This window comes from Rickettsia parkeri, assembly GCF_051427245.1.
GTDB lineage: Bacteria > Pseudomonadota > Alphaproteobacteria > Rickettsiales > Rickettsiaceae > Rickettsia > Rickettsia rickettsii.
Genome location: NZ_CP195774.1, coordinates 206,473 through 224,123 on the forward strand (window position 1 = coordinate 206,473; position 17,651 = coordinate 224,123).

Sequence of the window (17,651 nt, forward strand, 5' to 3'; positions counted from 1 at the left end):
AAAGGCGATGTAGAATTTTATTTAGAACCGACACAGCATTGGTCGGCTAGAGGAATATTTGATAAAAATAAAGCATTATGGGGAACTTTGATCATTAAAACTAAGATAGGAGATATTTGTTTTATAGGTGATTCGGGTTATAACGATAATCTTTTTAAAGAGATCGGAAAAAAACATAATATTGATGAAAATAAGTTGATTACCCCTGAAATAGGTGAATTTTTCCTATTTGATAAAAATGATTTATAGTTTATGCACTTAAATTAGATGTGTTTTGTCTACCCATACTATATGTTTTACTGGATCCCGTGAATAAATCACGGAATGACAGAGAGGAATAATAAGCCACACCAACCACCCCTGAACGACACAAAATTCAGTTTATAATGGAGATAAAAGCATATTTATTACTGAATAAAAATTGCCAATTTCTGATTTATCACAAGAAGAGAAAATAGAGCTACTAAATGGTTGTGCTTGGGGCGTTGCATTAGTCCATAATATTCTACCACTTTTTGCTTCTACTATTCCTATAGACATAAATATATTATCTGCATTACTTACTGAACAACCCAAAGCACTCATTAAAAAGTCATGTGTACGAGCTCCATTAGTCTTTATCATTTGCACATAATTAAGTAATACAAATATATCAGCTCCTGTTTTTTCTCCTAACATTATAACAGGTTCACCTCAGACCATAATAAAGGCGTATATAAAGCAGTATAAGTATTATTATAGGAGCTACGGAAACGAGATACTAAATCATCAAGCTTTTGTGTTCTAATATCTTTGTTGTACAATAGCTTAACTCTTAAACCATTCTTCTGCATTACTAAAGAAATTTCTTGCTTCAATAATTCTTCCAAATGATCTTCATAGTTATATTTACGTTCTTTGCAATTACCAATATCTAACGTATATACTTCCGTTTGCATCGGTAAAACTAATATTTCCTTGTATACATAAGATAATAAAAATTATAGATTTATGAAAAATTTTATGCATAACATTTAAAGTTACCGTCAAGATTTATTTTTTACCTATTACGGTTAAATAATATGGTCATAGAATAAGCAAGTACGGCAAACATGCAAAGATATAAAATCGGGAATAGGTTAAAATCAAATGATTTTATTACCTTTGCACAAATATAATTAGCAGTACCGGACATTAACATTGAGCCGATATTATGTCCTAAACTTATAACACGATAGCGTTCTTTAACTACAAAAGACTTAATAACTATACTATGAGCAAGAGAATTAAAAGGTGCAACTGATGCAGCTAACATTAAACTAGCTGCAAGCCCTAAATTAGTCATTTGATATTTTACTGCTATCACAAAAAATACACTTGCTGTAATAGTACATATAAATGCGATTTTTAATACTGACTTAACTCCTAAGCGATCGGCAATAAAACCGGCAATCGGCATGCAAACAGCAAAACATATTACTATTAAGACCGAAAAAGCACTCATAATAATACCGACTGAAGGTAATACGATCGGTAAATAGTGCTTCATAAAGATGATCGCAATTTGATATGTTGCTCCAAAACCTCCGGCTAAAAATATTAACCGTGCAATATTTTTCCATTGCTTTTTAATTATAGAACTAAGTTTTTCAATAGAATCTTGGCTATAGTGTGCTTTTTTAAACTCCGGTGTTTCATCAAATTTCCGGCGATAATAAAGAGTTATTAATGCAAGTGGTAAACTTAGTAAAAACGGAATACGCCAACCCCACTCCGGAAAAATATGAGAATTAAAGAAATTAGTTGCACCGATTCCGCATAATAAACCCATTACTCCTGTACATCTAGTTATTGCCGAGGCAGTAAATCGGTATTTTGCTCCTAAATGTTCAATAACATAAATCGCTGCACCGTCATATTCCCCTCCAATAAAAATACCTTGCATGAAACGACATAAAACTAAAATTATTGTACTCCAAACTCCTATCGAGGAATAATCGGGCAATAAACCTATTATTAAGGTAGGGATTACAATACCGATAATCGTAAAACTTAAGGCTTTTTTTCGACCGTATATATCCCCTATACGTCCAAAAATATAAGCACCCATAGGCTTTGATAAATATGCTGCTGCATAAACGGCAAAAACATTTACAAGCTTTGTTAATAGATCAGTACTGGCTGAAAAGAATTTATCAGCGATAATTGCCGCTGAAAAACCATATAAACTATAGTCGTAATATTCAATAATAGTGCCTAAAAAAGCACCGAGAACTTTATTGCGTGATTTTGTTTGTTTCATTTTAAAGGTATACTGTGAGTAAACGAAAAGTAGGTAGACGACGAAGTTTAATTTGGAAAAGAGCAAGGCGTTTTGAAGCTGATAACCGCAGTGTACATACTAGTACGTGAGGATTATCAGCAAAAGACAACGTAGCCAATTTTTCAAATTAAACGAGTATACATGACCGCTTTGGCCGTTACTTAAAATCCTTCAAAGACCTTTATGTAAAGGTGGACTTCATATATCTAAACTGAATTAGTATTAGACAGGGACGATGTCCTAAAAGTTAGTGGTAGTCCTAGGTTAATATTAAGCTCACGAACCAAGCAGCTAATAGTTAATATATCACTTTCCCATTTTACGTGCAAGGTTTTCTAGGTAACCTGCTATAGTAGTTAAGGTTTCTGCGAATTTTTCTTCGTCGGGATGATTTTTTTGAAGACCATTTTTATTAAGTTTTTCTGTTAGACTAGCTATTTCAGCTTGTGCATTAAGTGATGCCATAACTAATAATAGCTCAAAAGAGGCTGTGGGACTACCAAGTTTAATTTCCGCTATTTTATCATTCAATTTATTCGCTAAAGATAGTAATTCTTCCTCATCTCCATTATTACAATATAATTGAAAACTCTTGTTATTTAATGTTACCGTAACAATTGACATAATTATTTTTGCTGTTTTTTTATTTCTTCAAGTTCATTAATATAAATGTTAATTTGATCTAGCATTATTATATAATTATCTTTTAATGCTTTATTTTCGTTTTGTAATTTTTGAACTTCATTTTGATTATTTACAAGCATACTCAACAAATCATCGAGTTTATGTTCTACTTCTTCCATTAATTTCTTTAGACTTCTTACATAACTTGCTTCTAAAGGTAATTTGTACGTCGATCCTGTACTCGCATCCTCACGTACGCCTATGTACGCTGCGGTGCCGCGTTCCGTGTCTCCTTCAAATGCCTCTTTATTAGCTTCATTCTGTAAGCAGTCTAATATTTCATTATCCATTTTCGTTTAAGCGTTAATTATGAATGGATGACTTACAATAATAATTGATAACATTATAATAGATATAAGTACTAATTGTTTTTTACGTTTATAATTTATCACCATAGCTCTTTTATTATTTAATAATTTTTCGGTTTCGTTCTGTTTAGTAGCTTCTTCTATCTGCTCTGCATTTCTATCTTTTACATTAAGATAATCCAAGTATAATTTTAAGTAACCTCTTACGTATACTTCTCCCGGTAAAACATCAAAATCACCCTCTTCTAAAGCTACTAAATATTTTTTTCTAATTTTTAAATCACTAGATACCTGATTTAAAGTTTTACCTGAATCTAACCTAATTTGCTTAAGCATTGACGACATAATTTACTCAAGTTTCTGTAAGAATATTTCAAATTTCTTGTTTGCTAAAATAATTATATTTAAGTCTATAGTTTCTTGAGCTTTAATTTCTTTAATAAAATCAAGCAAATTTCTAACTAAGTTATTATTATTATCAATCCATAAATCTAAATCAATAGTTGTTTTAGATTTATTAATTATTTTTATTAATAGTCTACGTTGTTTGTCATATAAATCATCTTTTAGCGATTGAATACCTAAGCGACGCCAAAATGAATCGTTCAATTGCCTATCACAAGCTTTACGTAACCAATCAAGACTAAACATATCACTTATAACAAAATAAACTTTTGCTATCTCTTTATTATTCCCTGAAGTCTGTTTTGTTACATATATAATGTCAAATACTGAAATTAAATTGTCAAATGTAGCGATAGTAGCAGCCAATGATTCCTCTACCCCGCTAGTAGTATAATAATTTAATTTTTCTTCAAATCTTATTTTAGTTTCTCCGACTAATAAAGTATCTACCGTTTTTCTTAAGTTTTGTGCAGGAACTCTAAACTCTTCTATAGTTTCACTAATATTAATAGGATGTTTTAAATTTTTAATAAACCACGAAATACCTCGACGCATTAATTTCGTTATTTCGGTAAACATGTCGATTTTTACATTGTAATCAATATTAGTAGGTAGCTTACTTATCGTTTCCCATATACCATCAAGATCAAAAATTTCACAAATAATGGTATATGACCTTATTATATCACAAAGAGGAGCCCCAATCTCACGCTTTACAATACTAATAAGCGGTCCTCCAAGCTGATTCATTATTTTATTTATAGTAACGGTTTTAATAATCTCATGTTTAAGTGGATGAGATAAAATTTCATTACGAAACTTTTTTTGCATCATTTCAGGAAAATAATCTATAAGATATGCATCAAAATATTTATCATGGGAAAAAGTAGAATTAATTAACTCATGATAAGCAGATCTCTTACTATATGATAGCAATATGCAAAGCTCAGGACGAGTTAATACTTCACCGCTCATAGCTCTGCTATTCAATTCTTCTGCACTAGGCAAGAATTCATTTTCCCGCTCTAATACTTTTTCTTCTTCTAAAATATCTATAAATTGACTAAGTATATTAACAGTTAAAGTAGGAGATAGTTGCATAATTGTTATTGCTTCGGTTTGCTTATAATTATCAAGTAATACTAACTCTTCAACTTGCTTTGTCATATCGTTTAGAAGTTTATTACGTTCTTCTAAAGTAATTTTTCCTGAGGTTATCGCACTACTTAAAGCAATCTTGATATTTACCTCATGATCGGAGCAATCAACACCTGCTGAATTATCAATAAAGTCAGCATTTATGCGCCCGCCTTTTTTAGCATATTCAACTCTACCTCTCTGTGATACCCCAACATTACCGCCTTCTGCTATAACTTTTGCTCTAATTTCTTCACCGTTACATCTAAGGTTATCATTTGCTTTATCACCGATTTCTAAATTATTTTCCGTTTTAGCTTTGATATAAGTGCCTATTCCGCCATTCCACAATAAATCAACATCTGCTTTTAAAATAGCTTTAATTAATTCTTCCGGTGATAATTCATTATCATTTATATCAAGTAATTTTTTAATTTCCGGCGATAATTTTATTAATTTACTACTGCGTTCAAATACTTTGCCTCCTTTAGAAATAAGCTTAGAATCATAATCAGACCAATTAGACCCCTTTAAATTAAATAAACGCAAACGCTCATTAAAACTTGATAAAGGATCAGGAGTAGGATCAATAAATATATGTTTATGATTAAAGGCAGCAACTAACTTAATAGTCTCTGATCTGAGCATACCGTTACCGAACACATCTCCCGACATATCTCCTATACCTACGACGGTAATAGGGTCTTTTTGGACATCTAACCCTAAAGTTTTAAAGTGATTAGTTACGGAAATCCAAGCTCCTTTGGAAGTAATAGCCATTTTTTTATGATCGTAACCTGCAGAACCACCGGAAGCAAAAGCATCATCAAGCCAGTAATTATATTCTCTTGCCACACTATTAGCATAATCCGAAAATGAGGCTGTACCTTTATCGGCAGCAACCACTAAATAAGGATCTTCTTTATCATAAATAATAACGTCTTTTGGATGTACTACTTTACCGTCAATAATATTATCAGTTATGTCTAATAAACCTCTAAGGAAATTCTTATAGCACTCTACCACTTTTTCCATATATTCATCACGAGTAAGCCCTTCCTCAGTAAAATGAACATAAAATCCGCCTTTAGAACCGACAGGGACAATAACAGAATTCTTAGTCATTTGTGCTTTCATAAGCCCAAGGACCTCAAGCCTATAATCTTCTGCTCTATCCGACCATCTAAGCCCTCCGCGTGATACGGGACCGCCTCTTAAATGAACAGCTTCAAAATTTCTAGAATAAACAAATGCTTCGGCAAACGGAACAGGTTTAGGTAAATCCGGTACTTTTGAAGAATCAAACTTAAATGAAAAAATATGTTTATGTGGTTGATAGTAATTTGTTCTAGTAATAGCATTAACTATACCAAGCATATTACGTAGTACTTTATCTTCACTACTCATCTCAACGGTTACTAAGTAATTATTTAGTTTATCTTTAATTACGTCACAATTATTATCCGAATGTTTAGGATTAAATTTTATATCAAATAGATTTACCAACATTTTTGTATATTCGGGATGTTTAAGTAACGTTAACTGTACATAGCCTTTACCGTAACTAAATCCCGTTTGATGTAAATATCTTGTTAAAGCTTTGACGAGTTTAACTTGCTTCCAATTAAAACCGGCAAGCACTATTAATTTACTTAAAGAATCATTAGCAAGCATCCCAAGTGCCATTTTGTCTAAAGCTTCTTCAACATTTATTTTTAATTCGGTAATATTATCCTTTACAGGTACAATAGAAGTTAAGATAAAATTATATATCCAGCTTTCTTTGATTTCGAGAGCCTCCTTAATTGCAAAAGTTTGTTCATCAATTGCTTTAAAACCTAAATTTTCTATTGGCGGCAATATGTTAGAAAGTGCAAGTTTTACTTTTGGACTATATATTTTTAAGTAAAATTCCGTTTCATTTACAGAAACTAGATTAAACATACATTTTTGTGACTTACTTGCTTCCGTTAGATATTCAATATCTACTAAAGCTATTTCCGGAGAAAATTTTTGCCGATAATCTGCCGAAAAAACATTATCAAAAAGCTTTAAATTAATACCTGCTTGATATTCGCCGAATTTTTTAGAAAACTTAAAATAAAAATCTTCACTCCAACATGTAGAGATACGATCTAAATCGTGCTGTATTATTTCTGCTTCAAAATTTATTTTATGTTCCCCTTGTGCTTCAAGCGTTACAAAAAGATAAGAAAAATTACCGGCTACTTCGGTGATATAGTTGGATAAAATTTTACTACCGAATTTTTCTGCTAAATAACAATCTATCATATTATGGATTTCAGCCGTTAAACGTTCTCGTGGCAGAAAAATTATGATATTAAGAAAAGAACTAGACCAATCATATTGAATAAATAATTTAAGCTTCTTACTCATCATACTTGAGAGCATATGTAAACACATACAATATAAATCGCCTTGATCAATTTGTATTAAAGCTTCTCTCGGTAACGACTCCATTAAAATTCTTAACTTATCAGCATTATAACCAGATAATGCAAAACCGGCTTTCTCAATTACAAAATTAAATTTTTGTCGTAGGATTGGAATATTACTTATTGAATGGTAATACATATTTGAATTATATATACCGAAAATTATACTTCCCGCAATATATTCACCCGAAGAGTCAAAATTTTTCACTAAGATATAGTCGATTAAATTATCTGAATGGATAAGCGACGCACTATTTATTTTACCGAGTATTATTAATTGATTTTGATATAAAGGATTAGCAGAACATTTTATAATATCATCAATCTCGTCTTTTACTTCTTGCCATATTTTTGCTGCTCCTATTTCATTGCTTAATTTTAAAGATTTTACTTCAAAATCAAGAGTCCCTAATAAAACCAAATTATCGTTTTGTAACCAATTTAAGAATTCTTTAGCCTCTTTAAAATTTAATTTATAATTATCAATTATATTTTTAGATAAATCTTGTAATTTTGTGCGTAATTGCGGTAAATAGCTATAGCTTTGCTCTAACTTTTCTAATCTTTCATTTATAGCCTCGGTTAAAAATGTAGTAGTTTTATCGTCAAAATTTCCTAAAATGGTTAAATGTAGTATTGATTCTGATTTTTCATCCGACACAGAATTTGCTAATATTTTTTCTAATTCTCCTTTACTATTTCGGACACAGTTTATTACCGGATGGAGTAAAAACTTAGTTTGCAAATTCATGTTTTTAAGCAGACATATGATAAAATCAACAATATGCGGCTTATTATCAAGTAATATCAAGACATTTATTGCCGGATCATTTTCGATAACTGCCTTTGTTATTGCTATTTTTCTTGCTCTTGCTATCCTTTGCTTAAAAAACTTAAAGGCTTCATCTGCAAAATTTTGGAATAATTTTGCTCTATTCTCAAAATCATAATCTATCGGAATATAATTTAAAAACTTTTGAACAAAATCTATATATATGGAACTTGCCTCACGTTCCTTGCTAAGTTCTAGAATTTTAGTTTTATAATTCGGGATTTGACAATTTAAACGGCTAAAGTTTAAAGAGGTTGTTTTTGGGGTCATGATTTTCTTAATTAATAATAATATGATTATTTCTGTTGTTATTATATTATATAAAATAACTTAAGCAAGAGGCATAGAAAATAAGTGGAAACGATATTTGCACAAAGCTCTGCATTCGGTAAAGCAGGCGTAGCAGTTTTTAGGATTTCTGGTCCTAAAAGTTTAGAAGTTTTACAGCTACTTACCGGTAGAAAGGACTTTAAATCAAGATTAATGTATTATCAACAAATTACAGTCCCTGAAACTAAGGAGCTAATCGATAATGTTATGGTTGTTTATTTTAAGTCACCTGGTAGCTTTACCGGGGAAGACGTAGTCGAAATTCACACGCATGGCAGTAAAGCTATATCTATAATGCTGACAAATGCATTATTAAATATAGCTGGTATTCGTTTGGCAGAAGCAGGAGAGTTTACCAAAAGAGCTTTTTTAAATAACAAATTTGATTTAACAGCAGCAGAGGGGATAGCCGATTTAATTAATGCCGAAACTATAATGCAGCATAAGCAAGCAATTAGACAAGCAAGCGGCAAACTTGAAGCATTATATAATAATTGGCGTAGTCAGCTTTTAAAAATGATCTCTCTGCTTGAAGCTTATATAGATTTCCCGGATGAAGATATACCTGATACCGTCCTTAATGAAGTTACTAATACTCATACAATTCTTGTAAATACAATATCGGAATATCTTAATGATAACAGAAAAGGAGAATTACTACGAAGTGGTCTTAAGCTTGCAATTATCGGTCCGCCAAACGTTGGTAAGTCTAGCTTACTAAACTTCTTAATGCAGAGAGATATAGCGATTGTCTCAAATATTGCAGGAACTACTAGAGATATAATTGAGGGACATTTAGACATTGGCGGCTATCCTATTATTTTACAGGATACAGCAGGTATAAGAGAAGAAAGTAGTGACATTATCGAGCAGGAAGGTATAAAACGAGCTATAAATTCAGCTAAAACAGCAGATATTAAAATTATAATGTTTGATGCCGAAAAATTAGACTCCTCTATAAATGAAGATATTATTAATTTAATTGATGAAAATACTATCACAATAATTAATAAAATCGATTTAATCGAAGCTAGTAAAATCTTTTCTATTGAAAATAAATATAAATGCTTAAGAGTTTCAGTAAAAAATAATATTGCTCTTTCAAGTATATTAAAAAATATTGAAAATATTGCCGAAAATATGGCAGGATTTACTGAAACTCCTTATATAACAAATCAGCGTCATCGTAACTATTTACAACAAGCTCTCTCACATTTAACGGCTTTTAGCTTAGATAATGATTTAGTTCTAGCAACTGAAGATATTAGAATGACGGCACGCTGCATCGGTGCAATTACAGGTGTTATCAACGTAGAAGAAATACTAGGCGAGATCTTTAAAAATTTCTGCATAGGTAAGTAATATTGTATAGCTCGTTCTATGTCATCCCCGCAAGGTATTATTGCATGGACACCAAATCATCATTGCGAGCGACTGTAAGGAGCGTGGCAACCTCATGAAACAGTAGATTTCTTGCATAACCTCCTTCTAAAGATAATTTGTACTTCAATCCGGTACTCACATCCGTTTCCTGTAAATTCCTCTTTATAAGATAGGTTATGCAAGAAGTCTAGTACAAAATGATTGCCAAGTCGAGGCTTTGTCTCTCCTCGCAATGACGAAAAAACGAAACATTACAGCATAACAAATCATCTTTCTCAAATCTTTCCATATATTAATTTATTTTAACTTTATCTTGACAAAAACATTAACATACTTTAGAAACCACGTTTTATTAATTAAAGGAGTAACATTATGGCATCTATATTAAATATAAATTTTAACTGCGTTATGCCTATATTTAGCAATGAAATAGTAAGCCGTTTACCGGGTAATGTAAGCCACATCATTCATAAATTAAGCAGTACTATATTTTCATCAGTATATAGTACTGTTGAAGGAGCTTTTAAAAAAGGTTATATAGTGGATAATACACAGTGTAATTGGAAAAACATTGAACAATCTTTCAATGAGTCCCCAAATGATTTTTCAATACTATACCAAGAGTGCAACAATGGTTTAAATATTCCAATAAATAATATTTTTATCGATGCTGAAAATAATCCTCATATACTTTTACAACAAGCCGTAACACCTCATCAAAACGGTACGGCTAGTATTCTTAGTCAACTTTATAAAGTAATAAATGATTATATATTCTCTCAAGGCAATATTACCGAAACTAGCGGAGCTGATTTCTTAGGTTTAAATGAATGCACTAAAGAAGCAGCTATGAGTGCTTTACAAAACTATAACGCTTATAAAGAAACTTTAATCCCTCGTAAATCGTTTATAAATATTCTTGAAAATACTCTAAATCACTTAGGTCTCTCTTTAGATAATGTCTCTCCTACAGAAATAGGTAAAAATATTTTAGATCAACTCGGTAAAGCTTACACTGACCCTACTACTACAGAAAGACCTAACGATGATACAAATGACGGTGGATATAGCAGCGGTGCTTATATAGCTGGAATAGCATTAGGAACATTAGCTGTAGGTACGATCTTAGGGTATTGTATTAAATATGGATGGGATTGGTATAAGGGAAGAAATATACAAAATGAAAATTTAGATTTAATAATGAAGAATAAAGAATTAGCATTTGTAGAACTACTATATGAAAATTTTAAGAAGAATGCAGTTATATTCGATGAAGTTATAAAAATAAATAATTTACATGATATTATAAAACTAGCAAAATCTATTAAGGAATATGAATTCTCAATACTACCACTAACTAATTTAAATAATGAAATTGTAAAATTAAATTCCCCATCCGCTATAGCAATAAACTTAGATTCTTCAAGCGGAATATTGCATGAAATATGTAAGAGTCTTGGCGGTGATGATAGTTTTCAGACTATCAGCAACTTTGCACGCTTAATAACAATTATACGAACAACAAATCCCAAGTCTGAAAAATATAAAGAAAGCATTATAGAAATATTTGAGATATTTAATCCTTGTTACACAGATATTGACTATCAAAATTGCGAAATGCCGTTATTAGCCGATGTACCATATAACTCCTTAGGTATAGAAGTATAGAACGTTGTTAATACCATAACAAACCATTATTGACTTTTTGAAAGTTATATATAAAATGATGCTTAGAGTAGCAAAGTGTTATTTCGGGGTGTCGAAACCTCTGCCAAAAGTGAGAGCATTTCTTACAAAACTGATGCAATCCTCGACTTCACGGTCGGGGTTATAATAGTTATGTCCAAGGTTTAAAGCTTAAGCTTAGAACCTAAAGGCTATTATGGCTATCGTTGATGGTTTTCTTACTCCCCCGACCACTAAGAGTTTATTTCTCTTCGGTGGTTGAAACTTAAGCAGTGTAAGTTTAATTAATCGGGAACAAATATGTCTGACCACAATACTAAAACCATCTCAAGACTCATCATAGAATTTATTTTAAATGAAAATAAAAAAATCTAAGAGCCAAGATAGCAGATTTACTAGAAAGACCTATAACAAAAAGCGATATCGAAAGAATAGAACAACGCTTAACAGAATTAGAAAAAATATTTAGTAATGATTTATAGCCTTGAAAATATCATCATCTCATTTTATTAACTACCTACTATAAAAATAAGCACTAAGATCATTATTAACCATTATGGTAAATAGTGCAAAAATAGCAAAAGACGGTAAGGTTTCTATACCAGTTTCATCATATTAATGTAGAGAGGTAGATACTTTAAAAGGAGGAAGAACATACATAATCACACCCGCCAATATTAGCATGATTATTCCTAGAATAATACCTACTATATTAAATGCATTTATAAAAGTAATATTAACATCCTTAATTAATTCGTAAGCAAATGAAGGTGGTAGTTGTTGAGCAATAATTATTCCTTCACCGATTGAGTCATGAGCTATTTCTGCAATTGATACAGAAACACCGTGAGGCATTACTAGATTGTTACTATATATATATAAAGACGTAATACTCACAATAACAGCTATACCTAATACATTACCTAATTCATATGCTGTTTCTTGTAATGCTGCTGCACCTCCAGATCTCTCTGCCGGTACTGCATTCATCATAACTGTTACGGTGTAGAGAGGCATAGACTACTTCCTATACCAAGCAATCCAAGATATATAACATAGTATTCGATAATAAATCTCTATAGTCTAATATACTAGGTAAAATCAATGATATAGTAGTAAAGATAAGCCCACTAAACATTATTACACGTGCGATAAATCGTGTGAGTAAATATGGCATAACTAAAGATGCAATTAAAGCAAAAACTGCTGCAGGCAACATATAAAGACCTGCATACAAAGGACTTAACCCTTTGATAAACTGTAACCATAAGGACATAAGATACATTATGGATCCTAAGACACACGTAATCAGCAAATAAACTATTACTCCTATACTAAAATTGCTAATTAAGAATAAACGCATATCCACTAACGGATCATCACTTTTAAGTTGGCATAACGTAAGGTAACTATTATTAGTAACACAATGCCAATTAATAGCATTCCGCCGGATGCTAGATTCATAATACCGTATTTAGCCAACATCTCAATGTCTTGAACTAAAGCTGCCATCCCAAAAAACGATTGAAATACTCCTATCCAATCCCATGGGTTCATTACTAGGATTAGATGATTTAGGAATCCAAACTATACCAAAAGCAATAATTACTAATGCAATAGGTGCATTTATTAAAAAATGCAAATTGCCAACTTAAAAGCTCAACCAATACTCCTCCTAGTACTGGTCCTATAGCTGCTCCTACGGTTGCCATTATTCCCCACACGGATATTGCGATCATACGTTCATGTGTATTATAAAATGGAAGGCATCATCTCTGATCCTCCTAACCCAAGTAAAGCACGACATAATACTAATCCCCATGAGCTATCAAATACATAAACTAACATTGAAGCGATGGAAAAAACTAAAAGCCCCCAAAGTAATAATCTTTTACGACCAAATCTATCTCCTAATGCACCTGCGGTAATGAGAAGACCTGATAATACTAATGCATATGCATTGATTATCCATAATTGTTGTAAATTAGATGGTTTTAAATCAAGGATTATAGTAGGAATAACAGCATACAAGACTGTAGCATCCATCGATACCAAAAGTAAGCAAATGCTTAAAATAATTAAAATATGCCATCTAAATTTATAAGATATAGATGATGAATTATCTTTAGCGATATATTCAGTTTGCGGAAATTGTGGTACCATATGTGATAAGTTATTTAATAAGGGTTTTACTAAATCTATCTTTTTCGAGAACTATGGGACTGTTAACAAGTAATTTAATTAGCTTTAAAATTTCTTTTGTTAATAGTCCTAGGTTAATTCAGTTGGTAACATAGTAAGCAAGTCCAAATCAATTAACCATAACACAAGTAAATTTAATATCTAAGCATCACCTAGTATGGAAGTCAAGATTTAATCTTACAAGCACAATAACATAAATAAAATTTGATTTTTCTTTCTCAAGCTTATATTTTAATTGGTAAGTTTATAATATGGAAATTTATGTCAAATACAGATAAGGAAAGAGCCATTGCCGCAGCACTCGCACAAATTGAAAAAAGCTACGGTAAAGGTTCGGTAATGAAACTAGGGCAGCGTCCGCATGTTGATATAGAGGCCGTATCAACCGGCTCACTTGGGCTAGATATAGCTCTTGGAATCGGCGGTGTTCCCAAAGGTAGAATCATCGAAATTTTTGGTCCTGAAAGCTCAGGTAAAACCACTCTAACATTGCATTTAATTGCAGAAGCTCAAAAAAAGGGTGGTACATGTGCTTTTATTGATGCCGAACATGCATTAGACCCTGCTTATGCTAAAAAATTAGGCGTAAATATTGATGAGCTTATTATTTCACAGCCCGATACAGGTGAACAAGCCCTAGAAATTGCCGATACGTTAATTCGCTCCAGTGGTATTGATATGATAATAATAGATAGTGTTGCGGCTTTAGTACCGAAATCAGAGATTGAGGGCGAAATGGGTGATGCTCAAATGGCTTCTCAAGCAAGGTTAATGAGCCAGGCTTTGCGTAAACTTACTGCATCAATTAATCGCACCAATTGTATTACTGTTTTCATCAATCAAATCAGAATGAAAATAGGTGTGATGTTCGGTAGTCCTGAAACCACGACAGGCGGTAATGCCTTAAAATTCTATGCTTCTGTTAGGATCGATATAAGAAGAATCGGCTCCATTAAAGATAAAGAAGAAGTAATAGGCAGCCAAACCAAAGTAAAAGTAGTCAAAAACAAAGTATCTCCTCCATTTAAAACTGCAGATTTTGATATAATGTACGGTTCAGGTATTTCAAAAGAAGGCGAGATAATCGACCTTGGAGTTAAGCTTGATATTGTTGAGAAATCCGGCTCTTGGTTTTCCTACAAGAACGTACGCATAGGTCAAGGGCGTGAAAACGTCAAACAATATTTAAAAGAACATCCACAAATTTCCAACGAAATTGAGAAAATAATACGTGAAAAATCATCAAAAATTACTAATATAAATCTTGATCAAACGGAGGAAGAAAATGATTGATTTAACAGGTAAAACTTCCTTAATTACGGGAGCTTCAGGAGGCATAGGCGGAGCTATAGCGAGGTTACTGCACAAACTCGGAAGCCATGTAATTATTAGCGGTAGTAATGAGGAAAAATTAAAATCCCTTGGAAAGGTTGTAAAAGATAATTATACGATAGAAGTATGTAATCTTGCCGATAAGGAAGAATGTAGCAATTTAATATCTAAAGCATCAAAGTTAGATATTTTAGTATGTAATGCCGGTATTACTAGCGATACGCTAGCAATTAGAATGAAAGATGAAGATTTTGACAAAGTTATTGATATTAATTTAAAAGCAAATTTTATTTTAAATCGTGAAGCAATAAAAAAAATGATACAAAACAGGTATGGACGTATTATTAACATATCTTCAATAGTAGGAATTTCAGGTAACCCCGGGCAGGCTAATTATTGTGCTTCTAAAGCAGGTTTAATAGGTATGACCAAATCGCTCTCTTACGAAGTTGCAACCAGAGGCATTACGGTTAACACAGTAGCTCCAGGATTTATTAAATCAGATATGACCGATAAACTAAATGAAAAACAAAGAGAAGCTATAATACAAAAAATTCCGCTAGGCACTTACGGTATGCCGGAAGACGTGGCAAACGCAGTTGCATTTTTAGCAAGCGATCAGGCATCATATATTACCGGTCAAACTATACATGTAAACGGTGGTATGTTAATGGTATAAAAATTAATAAGATTATTTTGTGCTAGCATAAAATAATTTTTTGTGCTAGAAGTTCTTTTAAAGATAAAATGCAATGAATATTTTAAATAAATATTCATACAGTTAAAATAACGTCTAATAGCTGAATAACCACTATTATACGGCATATAAAATTAAATGATTTATGGAGTTCAAAATTATGAGTACAACGGATAAGATCGAACAGAAAGTTATTGAAATGGTTGCTGAAAAGCTAAATAAAGATAAATCGATAATAACTACAGATTCAAGATTTATAGAAGATTTGAAAGCTGATAGCCTTGATACCGTAGAGTTAATGATGGCAATAGAAGTTGAATACGGTATTGATATTCCTGATGATGAAGCCACTAAAATTAAAACCGTATCCGATGTTATAAAATATATCAAAGAACGCCAATCTTAATCTGCATAAAAAATCCCTAATAGATAATAAAAATGTCGAATCAAAGAGTAAATAAAAGAGTAGTTATTACCGGACTTGGACTTGTTACTCCTGTTGGGATTAATGTTAGCTCATCGTGGAAAAATATTGTAGATGGAGTAAGCGGTATAAAAACTATTACAGAATTTGACACTTCTAAACTTGCGTGTAAAATTGCCGGACTTATAGATAACTCTGAGAAAGATGGATTTAAACTTGAAAATTTCATACAAGCAGATGACATTAATAGACTAAGTAAAATGGATAAATTTATCCATTACGGAGTAGCAGCCGCAACCGAAGCAGTTGAAGATAGCGGCTGGTTACCCGACGATGAAAAATCTCGTGATAGAACCGGCTTGATATTAGGTTCAGGAATCGGTGGACTTAAAATGATCGAAGATACCTCTATCAAACTTTATCAAGAAAATAACGGCAAAGTTAGTCCTTTCTTTATCCCCGCTTCATTAATTAATCTTTTATCCGGTCTTGTTTCTATAAAATACGGTTTTAGCGGTCCAAACCAAACGGCAGTAACAGCTTGCTCTACAGGGGCACATGCTATAGGCGATGCTATGCGTATGATAAAGCACGGCTATGCCGATGTTATGATCGCAGGCGGTGCGGAAGCTCCAGTTACACCTGTCGGAGTTGCAGGTTTCGTTGCTGCTAGAGCATTATGTACTAAATATAACGATAATCCTAAAAAAGCCTCAAGACCTTGGGATAAAGACCGCAGCGGCTTTGTTATGGGTGAAGGAGCAGGCGTTGTAGTCTTAGAAGAATATGAGCATGCCTTAAATCGAGGGGCTAAAGTTTACGGTGAAGTTATAGGATACGGCTCTACAGGTGACGCCTATCATATGACAGCTCCACATCCTGAAGGTAGAGGAGCTTATAGAGCGATGAGAGACGCAATGCTAGATGCAACTATCACGCCCGATATGATTGATTATATTAATGCACACGGTACTTCTACTACACTTGGTGATGGAATAGAATTAGCAGCCGTACAAAAATTATTTTTAGAAGCGAATCCCAAAGTTTTAATGTCTTCTACTAAATCATCAATAGGACATTTGCTTGGTGCGGCAGGAAGTGTTGAGTTTATCTTTTCAGCTCTTGCAATTAGAGACCAGATTGCACCGCCAACCTTAAACTTAGATACCCCTATGGATGAGGTGAATATAGATTTAGTTGCACTTAAAGCTAAGAAAACTAAGATAGATTACGTGCTTTCCAACTCGTTCGGATTCGGTGGTACTAATGCTAGTTTAGTGATTAAGAGTATACTCGTTTAATTTAAAAAATTGGCACAAAGTCCTATAAGCACCGTACTCACGTATTAAGTATACGTTCCGCTCCTCGTCTTATGGACTCCTTGTGCTTTTCCAAATTAAACTTCGTTTACCAACCTTTAACTTAATGTCATTCCTGCGAAAGCAGGAATCCAGTAAAACATATAAAAACTTA

General features: G+C 32.4%; 18 protein-coding genes and 1 other RNA gene. 7 read left to right on the plus strand and 12 right to left on the minus strand.

Annotated elements, in window-relative coordinates:
• Positions 1-87 precede the first annotated feature (87 nt).
• The gene (locus ACSFFC_RS01300) at positions 88-249 is read left to right on the plus strand and encodes a hypothetical protein (protein ID WP_004997461.1); all 162 of its coding nucleotides are present in this window, start codon (positions 88-90) and stop codon (positions 247-249) included.
• Between the two features lie 132 nt (positions 250-381).
• On the opposite strand, the gene ACSFFC_RS01305 is transcribed toward ACSFFC_RS01300, so the two are convergent.
• The 8 genes from ACSFFC_RS01305 to ACSFFC_RS01340 form a co-directional block, all read right to left on the minus strand.
• On the minus strand, positions 382-678 hold the full coding sequence (locus ACSFFC_RS01305) for a hypothetical protein (protein WP_004997460.1): 297 nt from the start codon (positions 676-678) through the stop codon (positions 382-384).
• Positions 678-938, minus strand: coding sequence for a hypothetical protein (locus ACSFFC_RS01310; protein WP_041472243.1), 261 nt, complete (start codon positions 936-938; stop codon positions 678-680). Before ACSFFC_RS01310 ends, ACSFFC_RS01305 begins: the two co-directional genes overlap by 1 nt.
• Before the next feature lie 101 nt (positions 939-1,039).
• A complete protein-coding gene (locus ACSFFC_RS01315) occupies positions 1,040-2,281 on the minus strand; it encodes an MFS transporter (protein ID WP_014411047.1) in 1,242 nt (413 codons plus the stop codon).
• Between the two features lie 159 nt (positions 2,282-2,440).
• Positions 2,441-2,599, minus strand: a non-coding RNA gene (ssrS, locus tag ACSFFC_RS01320) — 6S RNA.
• Positions 2,600-2,608: 9 nt separating this feature from the next.
• Positions 2,609-2,926: a cell division protein ZapA gene (locus ACSFFC_RS01325; protein WP_004997454.1), complete on the minus strand. Its 318-nt coding sequence runs from the start codon at positions 2,924-2,926 to the stop codon at positions 2,609-2,611.
• A 2-nt stretch (positions 2,927-2,928) separates the two neighbouring features.
• Positions 2,929-3,276: a palindromic element RPE1 domain-containing protein gene (locus ACSFFC_RS01330; RefSeq protein ID WP_014411048.1), complete on the minus strand. Its 348-nt coding sequence runs from the start codon at positions 3,274-3,276 to the stop codon at positions 2,929-2,931.
• Positions 3,277-3,282: 6 nt separating this feature from the next.
• Positions 3,283-3,639, minus strand: coding sequence for a helix-turn-helix domain-containing protein (locus ACSFFC_RS01335; RefSeq protein WP_014411049.1), 357 nt, complete (start codon positions 3,637-3,639; stop codon positions 3,283-3,285).
• A 3-nt stretch (positions 3,640-3,642) separates the two neighbouring features.
• Complete coding sequence (locus tag ACSFFC_RS01340) at positions 3,643-8,394, minus strand: NAD-glutamate dehydrogenase (protein WP_014411050.1); 4,752 nt, start codon at positions 8,392-8,394, stop codon at positions 3,643-3,645.
• An 84-nt stretch (positions 8,395-8,478) separates the two neighbouring features.
• Here ACSFFC_RS01340 and mnmE point away from each other — a divergent pair, with 84 nt between their 5' ends.
• Both mnmE and ACSFFC_RS01350 read left to right on the plus strand, forming a co-directional pair.
• A complete protein-coding gene (gene mnmE / locus ACSFFC_RS01345; RefSeq protein ID WP_004997443.1) occupies positions 8,479-9,816 on the plus strand; it encodes a tRNA uridine-5-carboxymethylaminomethyl(34) synthesis GTPase MnmE in 1,338 nt (445 codons plus the stop codon).
• 393 nt (positions 9,817-10,209) lie between these two features.
• Positions 10,210-11,505: a DUF5460 family protein gene (locus tag ACSFFC_RS01350; protein ID WP_014411051.1), complete on the plus strand. Its 1,296-nt coding sequence runs from the start codon at positions 10,210-10,212 to the stop codon at positions 11,503-11,505.
• Positions 11,506-12,138: 633 nt separating this feature from the next.
• Here ACSFFC_RS01350 and ACSFFC_RS01355 read toward each other — a convergent pair.
• From ACSFFC_RS01355 to ACSFFC_RS01370, 4 genes are all read right to left on the minus strand, one after another.
• Positions 12,139-12,540, minus strand: a complete 402-nt coding sequence (locus ACSFFC_RS01355) for an MFS transporter (protein ID WP_014411052.1) — start codon at positions 12,538-12,540, stop codon at positions 12,139-12,141.
• Between the two features lie 351 nt (positions 12,541-12,891).
• A complete protein-coding gene (locus ACSFFC_RS01360; protein WP_041472245.1) occupies positions 12,892-13,080 on the minus strand; it encodes a hypothetical protein in 189 nt (62 codons plus the stop codon).
• Positions 13,081-13,097: 17 nt separating this feature from the next.
• Positions 13,098-13,262, minus strand: coding sequence for a hypothetical protein (locus tag ACSFFC_RS01365; protein WP_010977748.1), 165 nt, complete (start codon positions 13,260-13,262; stop codon positions 13,098-13,100).
• A 13-nt stretch (positions 13,263-13,275) separates the two neighbouring features.
• Positions 13,276-13,686, minus strand: a complete 411-nt coding sequence (locus ACSFFC_RS01370) for an MFS transporter (protein ID WP_014411055.1) — start codon at positions 13,684-13,686, stop codon at positions 13,276-13,278.
• A 300-nt stretch (positions 13,687-13,986) separates the two neighbouring features.
• Between ACSFFC_RS01370 and recA the strand changes: the two genes are divergently transcribed.
• The 4 genes from recA to fabF all read left to right on the plus strand — a co-directional run bounded on the left by recA (position 13,987) and on the right by fabF (position 17,479).
• Positions 13,987-15,018 (plus strand): recombinase RecA, encoded by a 1,032-nt coding sequence (recA, locus tag ACSFFC_RS01375; protein ID WP_014411056.1) that lies wholly within the window; start codon positions 13,987-13,989, stop codon positions 15,016-15,018.
• Entirely contained in the window at positions 15,011-15,736 is a 726-nt protein-coding gene (fabG, locus tag ACSFFC_RS01380) for a 3-oxoacyl-ACP reductase FabG (protein ID WP_012736653.1), read from the plus strand. Before recA ends, fabG begins: the two co-directional genes overlap by 8 nt.
• Positions 15,737-15,899: 163 nt before the next feature.
• Entirely contained in the window at positions 15,900-16,160 is a 261-nt protein-coding gene (gene acpP / locus ACSFFC_RS01385) for an acyl carrier protein (protein WP_008579292.1), read from the plus strand.
• A 32-nt stretch (positions 16,161-16,192) separates the two neighbouring features.
• Complete coding sequence (gene fabF / locus ACSFFC_RS01390) at positions 16,193-17,479, plus strand: beta-ketoacyl-ACP synthase II (RefSeq protein ID WP_014411057.1); 1,287 nt, start codon at positions 16,193-16,195, stop codon at positions 17,477-17,479.
• Positions 17,480-17,651 lie beyond the last annotated feature (172 nt).

What these genes read in the sequence shown, in the direction of transcription:
- ACSFFC_RS01335 (WP_014411049.1), bottom strand. Translation starts at nt 3,639, where the DNA reads ATGTCGTCAATGCTTAAGCAAATTAGGTTAGATTCAGGTAAAACTTTA.
- ACSFFC_RS01340 (WP_014411050.1), bottom strand. Translation starts at nt 8,394, where the DNA reads ATGACCCCAAAAACAACCTCTTTAAACTTTAGCCGTTTAAATTGTCAA.
- fabF (WP_014411057.1), top strand. Translation starts at nt 16,193, where the DNA reads ATGTCGAATCAAAGAGTAAATAAAAGAGTAGTTATTACCGGACTTGGA.
- ACSFFC_RS01310 (WP_041472243.1), bottom strand. Translation starts at nt 938, where the DNA reads ATGCAAACGGAAGTATATACGTTAGATATTGGTAATTGCAAAGAACGT.
- ACSFFC_RS01305 (WP_004997460.1), bottom strand. Translation starts at nt 678, where the DNA reads ATGTTAGGAGAAAAAACAGGAGCTGATATATTTGTATTACTTAATTAT.
- ACSFFC_RS01355 (WP_014411052.1), bottom strand. Translation starts at nt 12,540, where the DNA reads ATGCCTCTCTACACCGTAACAGTTATGATGAATGCAGTACCGGCAGAG.
- ACSFFC_RS01315 (WP_014411047.1), bottom strand. Translation starts at nt 2,281, where the DNA reads ATGAAACAAACAAAATCACGCAATAAAGTTCTCGGTGCTTTTTTAGGC.
- ACSFFC_RS01325 (WP_004997454.1), bottom strand. Translation starts at nt 2,926, where the DNA reads ATGTCAATTGTTACGGTAACATTAAATAACAAGAGTTTTCAATTATAT.
- ACSFFC_RS01330 (WP_014411048.1), bottom strand. Translation starts at nt 3,276, where the DNA reads ATGGATAATGAAATATTAGACTGCTTACAGAATGAAGCTAATAAAGAG.
- fabG (WP_012736653.1), top strand. Translation starts at nt 15,011, where the DNA reads ATGATTGATTTAACAGGTAAAACTTCCTTAATTACGGGAGCTTCAGGA.
- recA (WP_014411056.1), top strand. Translation starts at nt 13,987, where the DNA reads ATGTCAAATACAGATAAGGAAAGAGCCATTGCCGCAGCACTCGCACAA.
- ACSFFC_RS01360 (WP_041472245.1), bottom strand. Translation starts at nt 13,080, where the DNA reads ATGAACCCATGGGATTGGATAGGAGTATTTCAATCGTTTTTTGGGATG.
- ACSFFC_RS01365 (WP_010977748.1), bottom strand. Translation starts at nt 13,262, where the DNA reads ATGATCGCAATATCCGTGTGGGGAATAATGGCAACCGTAGGAGCAGCT.
- acpP (WP_008579292.1), top strand. Translation starts at nt 15,900, where the DNA reads ATGGAGTTCAAAATTATGAGTACAACGGATAAGATCGAACAGAAAGTT.
- ACSFFC_RS01350 (WP_014411051.1), top strand. Translation starts at nt 10,210, where the DNA reads ATGGCATCTATATTAAATATAAATTTTAACTGCGTTATGCCTATATTT.
- ACSFFC_RS01370 (WP_014411055.1), bottom strand. Translation starts at nt 13,686, where the DNA reads ATGGTACCACAATTTCCGCAAACTGAATATATCGCTAAAGATAATTCA.